At 26.3% G+C, this 17,705-nt stretch carries 18 protein-coding genes; all 18 read right to left on the reverse strand.

Features of this window, described 5'->3' with window-relative positions; all coding sequences use genetic code 11:
* The 18 genes from I6H46_RS08360 to I6H46_RS08445 all read right to left on the reverse strand — a co-directional run bounded on the left by I6H46_RS08360 (window position 1) and on the right by I6H46_RS08445 (window position 17,670).
* Complete coding sequence (locus I6H46_RS08360) at window positions 1–2,190, reverse strand: ATP-dependent helicase (protein ID WP_019117639.1); 2,190 nt, start codon at window positions 2,188–2,190, stop codon at window positions 1–3.
* Window positions 2,191–2,355: 165 nt separating this feature from the next.
* Entirely contained in the window at window positions 2,356–2,676 is a 321-nt protein-coding gene (locus I6H46_RS08365) for a YerC/YecD family TrpR-related protein (RefSeq protein ID WP_004838856.1), read from the reverse strand.
* Between the two features lie 9 nt (window positions 2,677–2,685).
* Window positions 2,686–4,335, reverse strand: coding sequence for a formate--tetrahydrofolate ligase (locus I6H46_RS08370; protein ID WP_019117638.1), 1,650 nt, complete (start codon window positions 4,333–4,335; stop codon window positions 2,686–2,688).
* Window positions 4,336–4,443: 108 nt separating this feature from the next.
* Window positions 4,444–5,094 (reverse strand): type 1 glutamine amidotransferase, encoded by a 651-nt coding sequence (locus tag I6H46_RS08375; protein WP_019117637.1) that lies wholly within the window; start codon window positions 5,092–5,094, stop codon window positions 4,444–4,446.
* Window positions 5,091–6,422, reverse strand: a complete 1,332-nt coding sequence (locus I6H46_RS08380) for a Mur ligase family protein (protein WP_019117636.1) — start codon at window positions 6,420–6,422, stop codon at window positions 5,091–5,093. The genes I6H46_RS08375 and I6H46_RS08380 overlap by 4 nt, the downstream gene beginning before the upstream one ends.
* Window positions 6,423–6,549: 127 nt before the next feature.
* Complete coding sequence (locus I6H46_RS08385; RefSeq protein ID WP_019117635.1) at window positions 6,550–7,251, reverse strand: glucosaminidase domain-containing protein; 702 nt, start codon at window positions 7,249–7,251, stop codon at window positions 6,550–6,552.
* Window positions 7,252–7,333: 82 nt separating this feature from the next.
* Window positions 7,334–7,903, reverse strand: a complete 570-nt coding sequence (pyrE, locus tag I6H46_RS08390) for an orotate phosphoribosyltransferase (protein WP_019117634.1) — start codon at window positions 7,901–7,903, stop codon at window positions 7,334–7,336.
* Window positions 7,904–7,911: 8 nt separating this feature from the next.
* Window positions 7,912–8,811 (reverse strand): dihydroorotate dehydrogenase, encoded by a 900-nt coding sequence (locus I6H46_RS08395; protein WP_019117633.1) that lies wholly within the window; start codon window positions 8,809–8,811, stop codon window positions 7,912–7,914.
* The gene (locus tag I6H46_RS08400; protein WP_200225811.1) at window positions 8,811–9,527 is read right to left on the reverse strand and encodes a dihydroorotate dehydrogenase electron transfer subunit; all 717 of its coding nucleotides are present in this window, start codon (window positions 9,525–9,527) and stop codon (window positions 8,811–8,813) included. The genes I6H46_RS08395 and I6H46_RS08400 overlap by 1 nt, the downstream gene beginning before the upstream one ends.
* Entirely contained in the window at window positions 9,514–10,380 is an 867-nt protein-coding gene (gene pyrF, locus I6H46_RS08405; RefSeq protein ID WP_200225813.1) for an orotidine-5'-phosphate decarboxylase, read from the reverse strand. Before pyrF ends, I6H46_RS08400 begins: the two co-directional genes overlap by 14 nt.
* Window positions 10,355–11,551 (reverse strand): dihydroorotase, encoded by a 1,197-nt coding sequence (locus I6H46_RS08410; protein ID WP_019117631.1) that lies wholly within the window; start codon window positions 11,549–11,551, stop codon window positions 10,355–10,357. The genes pyrF and I6H46_RS08410 overlap by 26 nt, the downstream gene beginning before the upstream one ends.
* Window positions 11,551–11,979: an aspartate carbamoyltransferase regulatory subunit gene (locus tag I6H46_RS08415; protein ID WP_004838872.1), complete on the reverse strand. Its 429-nt coding sequence runs from the start codon at window positions 11,977–11,979 to the stop codon at window positions 11,551–11,553. The genes I6H46_RS08410 and I6H46_RS08415 overlap by 1 nt, the downstream gene beginning before the upstream one ends.
* A complete protein-coding gene (gene pyrB / locus I6H46_RS08420; protein ID WP_004838873.1) occupies window positions 11,972–12,901 on the reverse strand; it encodes an aspartate carbamoyltransferase in 930 nt (309 codons plus the stop codon). The genes I6H46_RS08415 and pyrB overlap by 8 nt, the downstream gene beginning before the upstream one ends.
* A gap of 58 nt (window positions 12,902–12,959) precedes the next feature.
* Complete coding sequence (locus I6H46_RS08425; RefSeq protein WP_019117630.1) at window positions 12,960–13,493, reverse strand: class IV adenylate cyclase; 534 nt, start codon at window positions 13,491–13,493, stop codon at window positions 12,960–12,962.
* Entirely contained in the window at window positions 13,493–14,173 is a 681-nt protein-coding gene (locus tag I6H46_RS08430) for a metallophosphoesterase (RefSeq protein WP_004838875.1), read from the reverse strand. Before I6H46_RS08430 ends, I6H46_RS08425 begins: the two co-directional genes overlap by 1 nt.
* Window positions 14,170–16,080, reverse strand: coding sequence for an ATP-binding protein (locus I6H46_RS08435; protein WP_019117629.1), 1,911 nt, complete (start codon window positions 16,078–16,080; stop codon window positions 14,170–14,172). Before I6H46_RS08435 ends, I6H46_RS08430 begins: the two co-directional genes overlap by 4 nt.
* Window positions 16,073–17,104 carry a metallophosphoesterase family protein gene (locus tag I6H46_RS08440; RefSeq protein WP_019117628.1) on the reverse strand — a complete coding sequence of 344 codons (1,032 nt, stop codon included), beginning with the start codon at window positions 17,102–17,104 and terminating at the stop codon, window positions 16,073–16,075. Before I6H46_RS08440 ends, I6H46_RS08435 begins: the two co-directional genes overlap by 8 nt.
* Complete coding sequence (locus I6H46_RS08445; protein WP_019117627.1) at window positions 17,101–17,670, reverse strand: histidine phosphatase family protein; 570 nt, start codon at window positions 17,668–17,670, stop codon at window positions 17,101–17,103. The genes I6H46_RS08440 and I6H46_RS08445 overlap by 4 nt, the downstream gene beginning before the upstream one ends.
* Between the last annotated feature and the right edge of the window lie 35 nt (window positions 17,671–17,705).

Below are 17,705 nucleotides of genomic sequence, written 5' to 3' on the forward strand. Positions count from 1 at the left end.
TTAAAGCCTCTTAATTGGAGCATAGTCTTGGTTTAGCTTTTTTAATCCTTTTTTATCAAAAGCTACAACAAGCTCATTGCCATCGTCTGATTTTTTCACTTGAACTATCATTCCCTCTCCCCATTTGGTGTGAATAATTTTATCTCCAATTTGAAAATCTTCTTTTGATGATTCTTTTACAGTATTTTTCTTTAGAACACTCTCTCTTGCCTTATCTCTCATATAAGCTTCATTGCTTTTCATTTTTACATAAGGGGAGTAGGCAGGAGTTTTATCTTGATCAATTTTTTTGATTAGAGATTTCACTTCATTTAAAAATCTTGAAGGCTTATAATATACAGCCTGACCAAATTGTCTTCTAATTTCTGCACTTGAAAGATATAATTTTTCCATTGCCCTTGTTATTGCAACGTAGCAAAGTCTTCTTTCTTCTTCAATATTTCCCTCATCAATACTTCTTTTTGATGGAAATAAACCTTCATCCATTCCAACGACAAAACAAACTTTAAATTCAAGTCCTTTGGCTGAATGAATCGTCATAAGAGAAATAGCATCATCACTATTTTCAGTTTTATCTAGATCTGATAAAAGAGATAAATTTTCTAAATAATCATAGATATTATCTTCTGGATTATTTGACTGATATTCTGCTGCTGAGGAAATAAATTCATTTAAATTATCAATCCTCGACCTATTTTCTACAGAATAAGATTCTTCCAAAGCTTTTATGTATCCACTTTTATCAAGTATTTCTTCTATCAATTCCACAATGTCATAATCTTTATAATTGTCAAAAATTTTTGCCAATGGATTATAAAATTTTTCACAAGAACTTTTTAATTTTGTAGGAAGATTTGAAAACAAAGACGGATCACAAACAAGCTCTGTTAAAGAAAATCCTAATTTATTGGCTTCTTTTTCTAATTTTTCTACAGTTTTATCGCCTATTCCTTTTTTTGGTTCATTTATTATTCTTTTTAAACTAATATCATCTTTTGGATTCACTAAAATTTTTAGGTAAGAGATAAGATCTTTTATTTCTTTTCTATCATAGAATTTAAGCCCACCAATAACCTTATAATCAAGTAGATTTTTCATAAGATATTCTTCAAAAATCCTTGATTGAGCATTCATCCTATATAAAATCGCCATATCTTTAAGTCTATAGCCATCATTTAGTAAAGAATTAATCTCATCTATAACAAATTTTCCCTCTTCTGATTCTACAGAAGATTTTTTATATAAAACTTCTGATCCATCATTTTTTGATGTCCAAAGATTTTTTTCTTTTCTTTCGTTATTATTTTTGATTAGTTTATTTGCAACATTAATAATATTAGAAGTTGACCTATAATTTTCTTCAAGTTTTATAGTTTTTGCATCCTTAAAGTCTTTTTCAAAGTCCAAAATATTATTAATATCAGCTCCCCTAAAACTATAAATTGATTGGTCAGCATCTCCAACAACTCTAACGTTATTGTGACCTTTTCCAATAAATTTAATAAGTTCATATTGGCTTTTGTTAGTATCTTGGTATTCATCTACAAAAAGATATTCAAATTTATCTTGATAGAATTTCAAAGTATTTGAATCTTCAGCAAATAATTCCAAAGTTTTTAAAATCAAATCATCAAAATCTAAAGAATTGTATTCAAATTTTTTCTTTTCATAATTTTTATAAATATCATAATATTCTTCTTGCTTTGCATAAAAAGTATTAATATTTAAAAATTCTTTTGGACTAATTGATTTATTTTTACAATAGCTTATAAGGTTTAAAGCCTCTTTTGGGCTAATATCATCTTTATAATTTAAATCATTAATAATTTCTTTGACCAAGGTTTTTTGATCATTTGTATCGTATATAGTGAAATTATTATCATATCCTATTTTATTTATATTCATCCTAAGTATTCTTGCACAAATAGAATGAAAAGTACCAATCCATAAGTGAGAAACATCTTCATCTAACAGATCTGATATTCTTTCTTTCATTTCATTGGCAGCTTTATTTGTAAAAGTTATAGCTAAAATATTAACTGGATTTACATTTTTTTCTTTTATTAGATAAGCAATGCTTGTGGTTAATACTCTAGTTTTTCCACTCCCAGCTCCTGCAACAACAAGAAGGGGTCCTTTGTCGTGCAAAACTGCCTCTTTTTGTTTATCATTTAAATTAGATAAGTCCATTTTTCACATCCTTTCATCCTAATAATTATACCACAAGAAACAAAGTAATCTAAAGCATAAAAATTTTATTAAAAAAATAAATTAATCAGAGCAAAGACAATTTTAAAATAAAAAAACGAATCTATCAAATTGATAAATTCGTCTTAATTTTTAAATTTTTTTAATTTATTTTTTATTTTTTTCTTCTTTTAAATTATTTTCAATTAATTTTTCCAAAACTAAATCATATCCATCAGTTCCATAATGAAGTGATCTATTTACTCTAGAAATTGTTGCTGTTGATGCTCCAGTTTGTTCTTCTATTTCACTATAAGTTTTTCTGATTTTTAATAATTTTGCAACTTGTAGTCTTTGAGAAATTGATTGAAGTTCCCTTGCTGTGCAAGCATCTTCAAAAAAATCGTAGCACTCATCTCTATTTTTTAACATTAAAATAGCATCAAAAAATTCATCTAATTCTTTACTTTGTAATTTTGAATCTGTCATATTTATCTCCTAAAATAATCCCATGATATTACCATCATCATCAATATCTATATCGTATGCTGCTGGTCTTTTTGAAAGACCTGGCATTGTTAAAATATTTTGAGTTAAGGCTACTATAAAGCCTGCACCTTGATTTAATCTAATATCATTTATAGTAATCTCATATTCGCTATCTGGATTTAAATTTGTTGGATCATCTGATAAGGAATATTGAGTTTTAGCAATACATATTGGTAATTTATCAGAATTTAAATTGTTAATTCTTTTAATTTCATTTAAAGCTTTTTTAGAATATTTTACTCCACTAGCCCTATAAATTTCTTTTGCTATGATTTCAATTTTTTCTTCAATCGGTAATTTTTCATCATATAAAACTTTAAAATCATTTTCGTCTTTACTTTTTTCAATAATATAATTACAAATTTCAAGACATCCTTCAGAGCCTTTGTGGTAAACATCACATTCAAACGCTTTAAGCGATAAGTTTTCTACGAGATTTTTTAGAGTTTCTAATTCTTTATTTGTATCTTGATCAAATTTATTTATAGCGACAACGATATTTTTTGAAAATTTCTTTAGATTTTCAAGATGAATTCTTAAATTATCAAATCCTTTTTTTAGACTTTCAATATTTTCTTCATCAATTTTTTTCAAATCTTGTCCACCATGATATTTTAGAGCTCTTATTGTAGCTACAACAACTGTCATATTTGGTTTTAGTCCAGCTTGTCTACATTTAATATCATAGAATTTTTCAGCTCCAAGGTCTGCACCAAATCCTGCCTCTGTTACAGCGAAATCCGCCAAAGATAATGCAGTTTTTGTAGCAATAATTGAATTACAACCATGAGCTATATTTGCAAATGGTCCACCATGAATGATTGCTGGTGTGTTTTCTAAAGTTTGACATAAATTTGGTTTTAATGCATCTTTCATTAACACGCAAACAGGACCTGTTGCTTTTATATCGTCAACAGTTACAGCATTGCCATCTGTGTCATAAGCTACTATCATTTTTGCAACTTTTTTCTTAAAATCGTAAAGATCATTGCTTAGACAAAATACTGCCATCATTTCTGTTGCAACAGTAATATCAAATCCATCTTGTCTTGTAACTCCATCAGTTTTTTTGCCTAAACCTACAACAACTTCTCTAAGAGCTCTGTCGTTTAAGTCAACGCATCTTTTCCATAAAATATTATTTAGATCAATATTTTTTTCATTTCCTTGGTAGATATGATTGTCAATCATAGCAGCTACTAAATTAACTGCACTTGTTATTGCATGAAAATCTCCTGTAAAATGAAGATTTATATCTTCCATAGGAATTACTTGAGAATATCCTGCTCCACAAGCTCCTCCTTTAATTCCAAAAGAAGGTCCCAAAGATGGCTCTCTAAGAACTGAAATAGATTTTTTGCCCAATTTATTTAGTCCCATAGATAAGGCAACATTCATAGTAGTTTTTCCCTCACCAAAAGGTGTTGGAGAAATTGCTGTTACTAAAACAAGTTTTGAATCTTTTTTTTCATCAAAGCATGGATTAATTTTGGCTTTGTATTTGCCATATTTTTCATAATCACTAATTTCAAGATAATTTGCTATTTCTTCAATATCTTTTATCTTTGCTTCTCTAGCAATCTCAATATCTTTTTTCATTTAAACTCCTATAATTATAATTACAATACGTTTTGCTTTTCATGTATATTATATCAACTTATTACATTCAGTGCAATAGTCGATTAAAGCGAATTAAAATTTATTTATTTATCTTTTGTTACTCTCTATAATCTTAATGAATGTATTTGCCAAATTTTCATTTCTAGCAAGAAGTGGTCCGTGTAAATAAGATGCAAAAGTATTTTTATATCTAAATCCTTCTGTTAAATCCTCACCATTGTTTCCATTGCCTGACACAACACTTGCAAAAGCTTTGTTTTTATCATTTAAAATAGTTATTCCACCGTGGTTTTCAAAACCATGATAAATTTGTCCATTTTGCAAATCTTTAATTTCAATATTTCCAACAAATCTATTTCCATTTTCTTGGTTTTTTGTATAATAATCAAATATTTTTAAGCCTTCAATTTTTTTGTTGTAAGCATCATAATAATATTGTCCCATTAATTGATAGCCACCACAAATTGCCAAAAATAAGCCATTATTTTCAATATATTTTATTAAATTTTCTTTTTTACTTTCCAAATCTTTTTCTACAATTGATTGTTCATAATCTTGTCCACCACCAAAAAAAACAAAATCATATTTTCTATAATCAAATTCATCTTTTAAACTTACTACTTCAATATTTACTTCGTGACCTTTTTTTTGAGCGAAATATTTTAAAGCCATAATATTTCCTACATCACCATAAGTATTTAATAAATTTCCATATAGATGACAAATATTTATAATCATTTAAGTTTTAGTACCTCCCTAAGTCTTAGCATAGCTGTGTAAGTAGAAAGTATATAAATTTTTTCTGTTGGTTCATTTTTTATATTATCAAAAATTTCATTCTCATAGTCTATTTCTACGATTTCTCCACCATAAATGTCAGCTATTTCAAGTCTTCTTTTCATATCAGTTTTTCTAGTTCCTGAAACTTTTATGCTTTTAATATTTAATTTTTTAAGTTTTTCATAATAAGAATCATATATCCAAGAAACGTCAGTTCCATCAGCGTAGTTATCATTTAACAAACAATATAAACTAATTGGCTCTTTTTCTAATAACATTAAATTAATAATTTGATTTAAGCCTGTAGGATTTTTGACAAGATTTATTATCACTTCTTTATTTTCAATCTTAATTATTTCTTGTCTTCCAAATACGTGTTCTTGAAATTTTAAGCCTTCATAGATTTTTTCATAAGGTATTTTCAATTCTTTAGCAAGAGCTATAGCACTTAAAGCATTATAAATATTATAAAATCCTCCAATTTGAGTTTCATAAATTTCTCCATTTACTTTAAATTTTGAAAAATTTGCATCCATAGAAATAATCTCTCCAATATTATAAGATAATTTAGGAGAATGAAAATCACATTCTGGACAAGAAAAATCTCCCAAAGAAGAATAATTAACTAATTTATATTTTAAAATTGAATTACACTTTGGACATAAAATTCCATCACTATTAAATTCTGCCTCAAGATTATAAGAATTGGATTTTTTATCATCTTCTCTTATTCCATAATAAATAGGATTATATTTTTTTAGCTCATCGTATGAAAAAATAGGCAAATCTCCATTGGCAATTATTTTTACATCACTACATTCGCCAAGTCCATCCATGATTTTTTTATAAACATTATAAATTTCTCCAAACCTATCCATTTGGTCTCTAAAAATATTGGTTAAAATAACATAATCTGGTTTTAAAAATTTACTTATCCTAACAAGATTAGCTTCATCTACCTCCAAGATCGCAAGTGCATTTTCATTTTTAGGAATATCCAACAAAACTGTTATTATACCTTGAATCATATTAGAACCAGAATCATTTGTAAAAACATTTTTATAGTGCTTTCTCAAAATATTTGTAACAAAATGAGTTGTCATAGTTTTCCCATTAGTACCAGTTACAAAAATAAATTTGGTATTTTCGCTTAAAGCATCCAAAATATCATTATCTAAATTATAAGCGATTTTCCCTGGCAAGCTTGTAGCTTTATGATTTGTAAGTTTTAGTAAAAATTTACTAAATTTTGCAATTTTAATAATTAATTTATCTTTTATATTCATAAAAAAATTATAACAGATTAAAGGCTAATAAGTCTATAAAATTTTTATTCAAATTATTTTAAATAATAAAAGAATTAAATTTATTTTAAAATTAAACAAAAAAATAGACTAAAACTTTTAGTTTAGTCTATTTTTCCTGAAGAATATTTCTACAAACTTCTCTCATCATATAATCTACCTTATTTGACCATTCTGGATCGCTAGCATATAACTTTCCTATAGATTTTGTAGATATCCCATTATAATATTTTCCATCTTCACTTAAATAATTTTCTTTTAGAAATTTAGCAACGTGATCTATTGATTCGCCCTTATCTTTAAAAGTATTTGCACTGTTAATAGGATCTTGGTCGATAGCATTAAAGCCAAATAAATTATTTTTTGTTTTAGCAAGGTATGAATGACCATTTCCAGTTTCATGTTTTGCCATTCCCATCAATAAAATCGCATTTACTTCATATTTTTCTTCTGCTTTTTTGAAATCTTTTCCAAGACCTTGTAAATTTGTATTTTTAAGACCATATTCAAGTTCCTCAGCAGTTAAATTAGTTTTGTTTGTCAAATACAACATTGATGTTTTGCTTAATTCATCAGATCCTTTATCGTTCAATTCTTTATAATCTTTTTCTAATTTTTCAAATCTTTCAATTCTAGATTGTCTTAAAGTTAAGGTTTCATTGCTAATTTCATTTACTCCATTAATCAAGCTATCTCTTTTACCTTTGTTTTTTGCAGCTAGAGATGATTTTTCCAATCCTGTTGAAATAACTAGCACAAGAACAATAGCTAAAAAAGATAAAAATGAAATTTTAATTCTATTTTTTTTCATCCTTTATCTTCCTTCTTTCATAAATAAATAGTAACAAAACAATTACAACTACTATATCATTTCTTATGCTAGATTGCAAATTTTATTTTCTAGAACCTGGTTTTATAGCTGGTGTATTTTTTAAATCTTCTGGTAAATTATCAGGATCATAAGTTTCAATGTTAAGCTCAGTTGCAGATAATAATTTTAAACCATTAATTTCTTTTTTTCCAGATCTATTTACAATTGATGTTAAAGCATTTACTTTTGCTCCATAGCTTTCAATTACATCAACAGTTTCAAAAGAAGATTTGCCTGTTGTAACTACATCTTCAACTATAATTACATTCATACCTTCTTTTATTTCAAATCCCCTTCTTAGAGTCATAATATTATCAACTCTTTCAGTAAAAATTGCATTAACTCCCAAAGCTCTTGCAACTTCATAAGCTATAATTATTCCGCCCATTGCAGGTCCTACACACAAATCTACTTTTATACCAGATTCTTTTATTTTTTCAGCAATTATTTTTGAAACTTCTTCGCAATAAACAGGATTTTCTATTAATTTTGCACATTGAATATATTTTTTTGAGTGTTTACCACTTGATAATAAAAAATGTCCTTCTAATAGTGCATCAGATTTTTTTAATAATTCAATTGTTCTATCCATAATCTCTCCTATATAATTTTTCTTATTTCTTCTAATGAATTTAAATTTTCTCTTTGCATGTATTTTTCTAAATCATCAACTATATTTATCATTGTGTTAAAATCTACAAAATTGCTTGTTCCAACTTGCACTGCACTTGCTCCTGCCATAATAAATTCCAAACAGTCCCTGTAATTTGAAATTCCACCCATACCAATTATTGGTAAATTTGTAGCATTACTTGCTTCATAAACCATTCTTAAAGCAATTGGTTTTATACAAGGTCCAGAAAGACCTGCCGTTTTATTTTCAAAAACAGCTTTTTTATTATCAACATCAATTGCAAGGGCATTAAAAGTATTTACTAGAGAAATACAATCAGCTCCTGAATTTTCTGCAATTTTTACAAATTCTTTTATATCTCCAACATTTGGAGAAAGTTTTACCATCAAAACTTTTTTTGTAGCTTTTCTTACTTTTTCTATAACTTCGCAAGCTTTTTTAGGATTTGTTCCAAAAGCCATTCCACCTTCTTTTACATTTGGGCAAGAAATATTTAATTCAATTATTGGGACAGATGTTTTATCAAGCAAGATTGCTCCCTTAACATATTCATCTACGCTGTGTCCGCCAAGATTTGCAATTGTTACAGCATCTTTTGTTTCCAAAAATGGCAATTCTTCTTTTATAAAATATTCTATTCCAGGATTTTGAAGTCCAATTGAATTCATAATTCCAGCAGCAGTTTCATAGATTCTTATCCCCTTGTTTCCCAAATTTTTATGTAGGGTTAGTCCTTTTGAAGAAATTCCTCCAAGTTTATTTATATCAATATAGTCTGCAAATTCTTTACCAAAACCAAAAGTTCCACTTGCAGCTATGACCGGATTATTAAATTCAATTCCGCAAATATTCACTTTTAAACTCATTAGAAAATCTCCTTTGAATCAAAAACCGGACCATCTTTGCAAACTCTTATAAAATCGCCTTTTACATTTTCTACTGTGCAACCAAGACAAGCTCCGATTCCACATGCCATGTGTGCTTCCATTGAAATTTGAATTTCAGCATTTTTATTTTTATTCGCCAAAGTTTTTAGCATTTGATTTGGGCCACAAGCATAAATTACATCATATTTTTCTGTATCAATTTTTTCAGTTATAAAAATTTTATCTTTTTTATCAATAGTTACAGTTGTAGAATTTACATAATCTTTAAAATAATCAGTAAAGTATTCTTCATCGCTAAATCCTGCGTAAAAATCTGCCTTTAAATCTAATGATTTTGCCAAATATAAAAGTGGAGCTATTCCAATTCCACCAGCAACTATTGCAGCTTTTTTTCCTTTTTTTATTTCAAATCCATTTCCCAAAGGGCCTAATATTTTTACTTTTGAACCCTCTTTTAAATCACTTAAAATTTTTGTTCCAACGCCTTTTACTTGGTATAAAAAAGACATAGACTCATCATCTTTATCACAAACACCAAAGGGTCTTGAAAGAAGGGGCGAATTTCTAAAGCTATCGCATCTTAACATAAAAAATTGACCTGCTTTTGCATTTAATTTGGTTTTTATTTTACAAAAATAAATATCATCCTTTATTTTTTTATTAAAAATTACAGAAGCTTCTCTATAAGATTCCATTAGCTTGGATTTCCTTTCTAGTTTCTATACATTTTTCTCTTGCATAATATCCTATTTTATCTTCCCCATCATCATAGTTTAAATAATTTTTAAGTATTGCCCTTGATGAATTTACAACTCCTCCATTTAATGAATTTAATAAATTATAAACATTTAATGAATCGGCTTTTTGTGCTCCAAAACCTGGAATCAAGAAAAACATATTATTATATCTTTTTCTAATTTTTTCAACTTCCTCTTTGTGAGTTGCACCAACTACAAGTCCAATTGGTCCGTATCCTGAATCATCAATCAATTTATCATTTAATTCTTTTAATTTATCTCCAATTGTATAAAATAATTCGCTGTCATCTTTTAATCTTAAACATTCAAAATCATTTGCTCCTGGATTTGAAGTTCTTAAAAGAACAAATACTCCTTTATCTTTAGTTTTTATAAATTCAAGATATGGAGAAATTGAATCCATTCCCATATAAGGGTTTAAAGTCATAAAATCAGCCTCAAAATCTCCAGAAAAATGTGCTTTTGCATATTGACTTGCACTTTGAGCAATATCTGATCTTTTTACATCAGCAATTGATAACAAATCATTTTCTCTTAAATATTTTAAAGTATTTTTGTAAGCAAGCATTCCTTCAATACCATAAGATTCGTAGTAGGCAATTTGAACTTTATAAATAGCACAAACATCTTTTGTATTGTCAATAATTTCCTTATTGAAATCAAATAATTGTTCGCTTACACTTTTATTTTTCTTCATTTTTTCTGGAATATAATCTAGTGATGTATCAAGACCAACGCAAACAAATCCATTTTCTTCGATTTTTTTATAAAGTCTTTCCATTAAGGTCATATTTCAAAATTCCTTTCTTGTAAACTCTTACTATTTGTCCTTGGAGTTTTTGATTTATAAATAATGAATTTTTTGATTTTGATAAAATATCTTCTTCTTTATATTCGTATATTTTATCCAAATCTATAAGAGTAAAATCAGCCATATATCCTTCTTCTATTTTTCCTTTTTTTATTTCAAGAAGTTTTGATGGATTTGTTGACATTAACCTGATTAAATCATTTAATGAAATAATTCCACTTTTCACTAAAGTCATATAAGAAGTTGAAAAAGCTGTTTCAAGTCCAATGAAACCTGGCTTACCGTTTTCTTTTTCCTCCTTTGAATGAGGAGCATGGTCTGTGGCTATACAATCAACATATCCTTTTTTTATCATATTTAATAAAGCCAATCTATCTTTTTCTTTTCTAATTGGTGGATTTACTTTTAACTCTTTTCTATCAGAAAAATATATATGATGAGGTGTTACTTCGCACGTGATTTTCGCTCCCAAATCTTTAAAATATCTTATTGCCTCAATTGCTCCTTTTGTAGAAACGTGAGAAAAATGAATTGGCATATCCATCTTATAAGATAAATAACAATCTCTCAAAGTCATAACATCTTCTGCTATTTCATAATCATATTTTGAAATTTCCTTACATTCTTCATGCAAGGTAAATTTTAAATTATTTTTCTTTGCGATTTTTATGGCTTGATACATGGAAAAATCATCATCAACTCCCTTACCATCATTTGACAAGAACAATAATCCTTCTGGTAAATCTTTTAAATGAGATAGGTCATCGCTTTTGAAATCTTTTGTTATTGAGTAAACTTGTTTTATATCTATTAAATCTAAATCTTTTGCTCTTTTAACAATATCCTCATATACTTTTTTGCTTGATACAATTGGATTTGTATTTGGCATTAAATTTACAGTTGTATATCCACCTTTTAGAGCTGACATTGATCCTGTTTTTAAATCTTCTTTGTAGGTAAATCCAGGATCTCTAAAATGAGTATGCATGTCCACAAAAGAAGGAACCAAGACAAGACCATTACAGTCTATAATCTCAGTTTCCTCATCAGATTTAAATTCAGTTGTTATAAATCCATCTTCTACAAAGATGTCCCTTTTTGATATATTTATATCATCAATGGCAACAAGATTTGTAAAAATTTGTTTCATTATTCCTCCACATCATATATGTGATCGCAATAAGCACATTTGTACATTTTTTCTTTTTTATCTATCAATATAAATTTGCTTTCAATATTTCTTTCTGTGGTTGATACGCAAGTTGGATTTTGACATTTTAAAATTCCCTTGCTAACTTCTGGTAATTCTAATTGTTTCTTTTCTACAACTTTTTCTTCTTCAATGAAGTTTACTGTTGCACTTGGGTCTATTATTGATACAGCATCTAAATTAATATCTAAGTTATTTGCAATTTTTACTATATCTTTTTTTCCTTGAGAGGAAGAATTTGCGTTTAATATTAGTGCAACTTCATCATCAAGTTGGTCTAGATTTAAAAGATTAAAAATTTTTATTCCTAATCCTGGTTTAATATGGTCTATTACAATTCCATTTTTTAATGAAGTAATCTCAATCATTATTAGCCTCCAATAATTTTATAATTAGTGCCATTCTAGCATACATTCCGCATTTAACTTGTTGGAAATATAAAGCTCTAGGATCATCATCCACATCTTTGTCAATTTCATTTACTCTTGGAAGTGGATGTAGGATTGCAAGATCTTTTTTTGCATTAGCTAATTTTTCTCTATTTAATACGTAAGAATCTTTTAATCTTGTATATTGGTTGTCAGAGAAAAATCTTTCTTTTTGGATTCTTGTCATATATAAAATATCTAGATCATCTATAGAATTATCCAAAGATCTTTTTTCAACATATTCTATATTATTTTTTTCAAAAACACTTTTTTTAATGTAGTTAGGAAGTTTTAATTCTTCTGGAGAAATTAGAACATATTCGTTATTATCAAATAAGGTCATAACTTTAAGTAAAGAGTGAACAGTTCTTCCATATTTTAAATCTCCACAAATTCCTATTTTTAATCCTTCAAGTCTTTTCTTATAAGTTGAAATTGTCAAAATATCTGTAAGAGTTTGAGTTGGATGTTGATGTCCACCATCTCCTGCATTTATTATTGGACAATCAGATGTTTCTGATGATAATTTTGCAGCTCCTTCTTGTGGATGGCGCATTGCAATTACATCAACGTATTGGCTTACAGTTCTAATTGTATCTTGTAAGCTTTCTCCCTTAGCTTGGCTTGATGCTTTTGGATTTGAAAATCCTTCAACACTTCCTCCAAGTCTTAACATTGCTGATTCAAAAGAAAGTCTTGTTCTAGTAGAAGGCTCAAAAAAAAGAGTCCCTAATAACTTTCCATTACAATAATTGGAAAATTTTTCAGGACTCTTCATTATGTCTTCTGCTAAATCAATTATTTCAAGTAAATCATCTTTAAACAAATCTTCTGCACTTAACAAATTTTTAATCTTTAGCATTTGACACTCCTTTTTTTGTTTTTACTATTATACCAAAAGCATATAGACTCGTCAATAATTATTTACGCTTTTCGATTAACTCGTTAATTGATTCATTTGTCACATTTTTTCTATCAATTTCAAATTCATCTAGAATTTCTTCCATTAAATTTACATTAGTAAATTCAATTTCCATATAAGGATCAGGATAAACATCTTTGGACCAAATATCTATATCAAATCTTTGTCCCCTATAATTATAAGAAATTCTTTTTTTATCGCCAACATATCTTTCAACTAAGCCAATTTCTTCTAAAATTTTTATCATATTTGAAGTTGAATTTATTGTAGTAGTGTATTCATTATTTACTCTTATATTATCTTTGTTATCAACAACTTCTTTGAAAGTTAGCTCTGTAGCTTCTCTTTTATCATCTACAGTTTTTTCTCTAATTCTCAAATAACCATTAGAAAATTCTTTTGCGTTTTTTGGAGCAAAGGTATAATTTTTTTGAATTTCTACTCCCAAAAATTCTGCACCTTTTGCTTTTAATTTTTCTTCAATTTCTTCGATATTAATATTTAATACCTTGATTTCTAATTCTCTATCCATTAACTTATCCTTTCTGGCAAAAAATTTATATAATCTCCTGCCACACATTTTATTTCTATACCATCTACTATACCTTCAAAAATTTGTTTATGCCCTGGTCCATGTAGATGTCCATACAATACACATTCTACTTGATACTCTTTACAAATTCCAAAAAATTCATTCAAAGATTTATCGCTGTTAAGAGGTGGATAATGTAATATAACAATTTTTTTATTATTTGTCTTACTAGAGTCCAATGAATTTTTAAGTCTTTGTAGCTCTCTTTTAAAAATTTTCTCATCGTGTTCTGTAAATTCACTATTATCTCTGCTAATCCATCCTCTTGTTCCGCAAATTTCATAGCCTTGTTCAAAAAAAGAATTATTTTGCAAAAATTTAATAGATTTTAAATCTAATTCATTGAGTTTTTTTAAGGATGACCACCAATAATCATGATTGCCTTTTAGCATTATTTTATTTCCGTTAAGATCATCGATTTTTTTAAGATCAATGTAGGCGTCTTCTATATTCATAGCCCAAGAAATATCCCCCACAATCAAAACTGTATCATCAGAATTTACAATCTTATTCCAATTGTTAAATATTTTTTCTTGATAATTAAGCCATGATTTTCCAAATACTTCCATGGATTTTTCTTCTGTATAATCAAGATGTAAATCTCCTATTGCATATATCATACTTGCTCCATATTTTTTATATCTATATTAATAGCCTCTGCATCAAAAATATCTTTTTCTCTTTTGTGACATGTAAAATAAATAATTTGAAATTTTTTTGATAAATCCAACAAATTTAACAAAGCCATCCTCAACCTATCATTGTCATAATTTATAAAAGCATCATCAAAAATCAAAAATAAATTATCTAATAATTTTTCACAAAGAGCAAATCTTAAAGAAAAATTAACTTGGTCAAAAAAACCTATTGAAACTTTATCAATATCAATTATTTCATTATCAGAACTTATTATGATAGGCTCTAGGTTTTTGTCAAAATCAATTTTTTTATATTTCCCCTTTGAAATTTCTCTAATTATTTGACTAATAAATTGAGATAGAATTTTTTTATTATAAATAAATTTATCCTTGTTTGAACTTATAATATCTATAGCTTTATTGCACGCAGAAATTTCTATTTCTAAATTATTTAATTTTTCCTTTAATTGATTAATTTCATCAATCAAATCAACTTCTTTTGATATTTTTTCCTCAACACTTACAAGCTTTTTTTCAAGTTTTAAATTATCATCTAAAAGTTTATAATATGAATTTTCGTAAAATTTAATTTTATTTTCTAATTTCAAAATATCAATTTCATCACAAGAAAAATCAACAGGCACATCATATTTTTCCTGTTTTTGAAGAATATTTAAAATTTCTAAAGTCTTATCTCTTTCTATAATTAATTTTTCATAGTCTTTGTATTTGTTTTTTGCATTTTTATAAGAAGATTTAGAATTTACAGAAATTTTAGCAAATTCATTTTTTATTTTTATATTTAAATTGCTAATCTCTTCTCTGCTATTTATATTTAAAATTTTACCTTTAAAAAAATAAAATAAAAAAAGTGGAAGCAGGAATAATAAAATAAAATATTTTTTTGTAAAAATTGATACAAATAAAATCATAAATCCTATTAAAAAATAAAGTAAATTTATCTTATTATCTTTTTTATTCTTATAAAAATCATCCTGCTTTTCCAAAAGCCTATCAAGATTATCAAAAAATACTTTGTCAATTCCTGAAAATTCCTTATATTCTTCTAATTTTTTATCAATTATTTTAAGCTGGTCTTGCCTAGATTTTTCTTCAATATAATTAGAATTTGCTTTAAATTTTCTGTAATTATCCCTATCAATTTTTAATTTTTTGAGATTTTCTTCTAAGAGTTTTATTTCTTCTCTTTGTCTTTTCAAATTTATTATGTCGTTATTATAGGATTTTCTAAGATTTCTAATATTATCCAATTTTTCATTTTTATTTTCCAATTCTTTTAAAGTTTTTGCATAAGGCTTTGTATATGCCCTTGAACTTCCAATTTTATTTAGCCAATCTTTTATATTATCAATAGCTTTTAATTGAGAAAAAATTATATCATTTGATGGATTTTTTAAAAAATCTATTACAACCTTTTTAGAATCCTTATCAAAACTTTGAAGTTGGTAATTGTTTGCTATACTCTTATACAAAGAATAATTTAATTTTAAAAAATATTCTCCAGGAAAATTCAAATTTGATTTTTTTCCCAAAATTTCTTTTTTCAAAGACAAGTTATATATTTTATATGAACCATCATCAAAATTTCTTTCTATCCTAAAATCCTCATTATTAGATGATAAGATCAAATTCCCAAAATATTTATAAGAGCCTAAAGGTTTGTATTTTTCTTTTTTATAGGAGAAATGCCTTTTATTATTTCCATCATCAAAGCCATAAAATACTCCTTCAATAAAATCAGAAATTGTAGATTTACCACTTTCATTATCCCCATAAATTAAATTGAAATTTTGATTTAATTTTATGGATTTATTTTGAAATTTACCAAAAGAAATTAAATTCAATTCTTTAATAAAAACCTTACTCATCCTTGCTCCTCAATATGGCATCAAAGCCAATTTCTAAACATCTTTTATTAATAGGATCTTCCATATCCAAATCTTTAACATTTTTATAAAAATCTCCAAGCAAAGAAGATTCGTAAATTTTTCCTAAATTTTCATAATAATCTATGCTTTTTTCCCTATTAATTTTAAGATAAGTAATATCTAATTTTTCCTTTAAACTTTTCTCATCAAAAGCAAATTTATCATAATTTAATAAATTTATAGATAAAAAATTATATTTTTTCTCCAAAAAATTTGCCAAATATTTTTTTAATTCATCAAAATTTTCAAAATTGTTTAAGTCAATTTTTAAACTTTTAAAACTCATTTGTGAAGAATCTATAAAATTTATGCCATAATCATCTACTAAATTATAGCCAAAATCGCCCTTATCTTTGAAACTAACTGGTTCTATACTTCCTACATAAAAAATATTTTTAAAAAACTCTTCTCTTTTGTGAATATGTCCCAAACCAACATAATCAAATTTAAGATTTTTTATTTTTTCCAAATTTAAATTCATATAAGTTGAATTATTTTGATTAAATTCCCCATGACCTAAAAAGATATTATAAAAATTGTAATCAAGCCTTATATTATAGTTAAAATTTTTATCAAATATCCTATCATTATAAGAAATCCCATAAATTCTTACATTTTCATATTCAAAAAAATCAAATTTTTCACTAGAAAATATGTGAAGATTTTTAGGTTTATCTGAGAAAAATATTTCATTTTTTGAATCTATATAATCGTGGTTTCCGCAAAGATAATATATATTTTTAGAAAATTCTTCAAATATTTCAAATAATTTTTGATAATCCTTTAAACTAAAATAATCTCTTTCAAAAAGGTCTCCCGAAATTAACAAGAAATCTACATCCTTACTTTCTTTCAAAATTTTTTCAAAGCTATCCCATTTTATTTTTCTTATAAGCTTGCTATATGAACTATCAAAATCCAATTTATCAGCCAAATGTATATCAGAAATATGGAGAAATTTCATATCAAATTCACACACTCAATCATTGTTTTATTTTCACTTATATCAAAAACTGTAATAGAGCCGTTATCTATCCAAAAATTTTTGAAATTGTCCAAATCTTTTAAGACTGTAAATAAAGTTGCTCTAATTGCAATTCCATGACTTACACACAAAATATTTCCATCATAAGTAGATTTTTCTTTTATAAAATCATTAACTCTTTTTATTAAATCTTCAACGCTTTCTCCATTAGGATATTTAGTTGAGTAAGGATTATTTTTTAAATTTTCATAGAAATCTTTATATTTTTCTTTTGTATCTAAAACTTTTTGTCCCTTAAAATCCCCAAAATCTAATTCATTTAATCTTTCATCTTCAATAAATTCATCAAAGCCCAAATATTTTGCTGTTTCTTGACTTCTTATTAATTTTGATGTGAAGACCTTATCTATTTTGTAATTTTTTAAATTTTTTTTGCTTTTATCCAAATCAATATAAGCTTTTTTTGAAAGTTTTGTTTTAGGAGTTGAAAATTTTAATTCTTTATTTGATTCTGTTAATCCATGTCTTAAAAATATTATTTTCATATTATCACCTTTATTATTATAACATATAAAAAAAG

Source organism: Anaerococcus obesiensis, from assembly GCF_016599815.1.
In the GTDB taxonomy this organism is placed as follows: domain Bacteria; phylum Bacillota; class Clostridia; order Tissierellales; family Peptoniphilaceae; genus Anaerococcus; species Anaerococcus vaginalis.

Coding starts and splice junctions, on each gene's coding strand:
- I6H46_RS08425 (WP_019117630.1), bottom strand. CDS start 13,493: ATGGATAGAGAATTAGAAATCAAGGTATTAAATATTAATATCGAAGAA.
- I6H46_RS08440 (WP_019117628.1), bottom strand. CDS start 17,104: ATGAAATTTCTCCATATTTCTGATATACATTTGGCTGATAAATTGGAT.
- I6H46_RS08445 (WP_019117627.1), bottom strand. CDS start 17,670: ATGAAAATAATATTTTTAAGACATGGATTAACAGAATCAAATAAAGAA.
- I6H46_RS08370 (WP_019117638.1), bottom strand. CDS start 4,335: ATGAAAAAAGATATTGAGATTGCTAGAGAAGCAAAGATAAAAGATATT.
- I6H46_RS08375 (WP_019117637.1), bottom strand. CDS start 5,094: ATGATTATAAATATTTGTCATCTATATGGAAATTTATTAAATACTTAT.
- pyrB (WP_004838873.1), bottom strand. CDS start 12,901: ATGCTAAAGATTAAAAATTTGTTAAGTGCAGAAGATTTGTTTAAAGAT.
- I6H46_RS08415 (WP_004838872.1), bottom strand. CDS start 11,979: ATGATTGAGATTACTTCATTAAAAAATGGAATTGTAATAGACCATATT.
- I6H46_RS08410 (WP_019117631.1), bottom strand. CDS start 11,551: ATGAAACAAATTTTTACAAATCTTGTTGCCATTGATGATATAAATATA.
- I6H46_RS08400 (WP_200225811.1), bottom strand. CDS start 9,527: ATGGAATCTTATAGAGAAGCTTCTGTAATTTTTAATAAAAAAATAAAG.
- I6H46_RS08385 (WP_019117635.1), bottom strand. CDS start 7,251: ATGAAAAAAAATAGAATTAAAATTTCATTTTTATCTTTTTTAGCTATT.
- I6H46_RS08430 (WP_004838875.1), bottom strand. CDS start 14,173: ATGATATATGCAATAGGAGATTTACATCTTGATTATACAGAAGAAAAA.
- I6H46_RS08395 (WP_019117633.1), bottom strand. CDS start 8,811: ATGAGTTTAAAAGTGAATATTTGCGGAATTGAATTTAATAATCCGGTC.
- I6H46_RS08360 (WP_019117639.1), bottom strand. CDS start 2,190: ATGGACTTATCTAATTTAAATGATAAACAAAAAGAGGCAGTTTTGCAC.
- I6H46_RS08435 (WP_019117629.1), bottom strand. CDS start 16,080: ATGAGTAAGGTTTTTATTAAAGAATTGAATTTAATTTCTTTTGGTAAA.
- I6H46_RS08365 (WP_004838856.1), bottom strand. CDS start 2,676: ATGACAGATTCAAAATTACAAAGTAAAGAATTAGATGAATTTTTTGAT.
- pyrE (WP_019117634.1), bottom strand. CDS start 7,903: ATGGATAGAACAATTGAATTATTAAAAAAATCTGATGCACTATTAGAA.
- pyrF (WP_200225813.1), bottom strand. CDS start 10,380: ATGACCTTAATGGAAAGACTTTATAAAAAAATCGAAGAAAATGGATTT.
- I6H46_RS08380 (WP_019117636.1), bottom strand. CDS start 6,422: ATGAATATAAAAGATAAATTAATTATTAAAATTGCAAAATTTAGTAAA.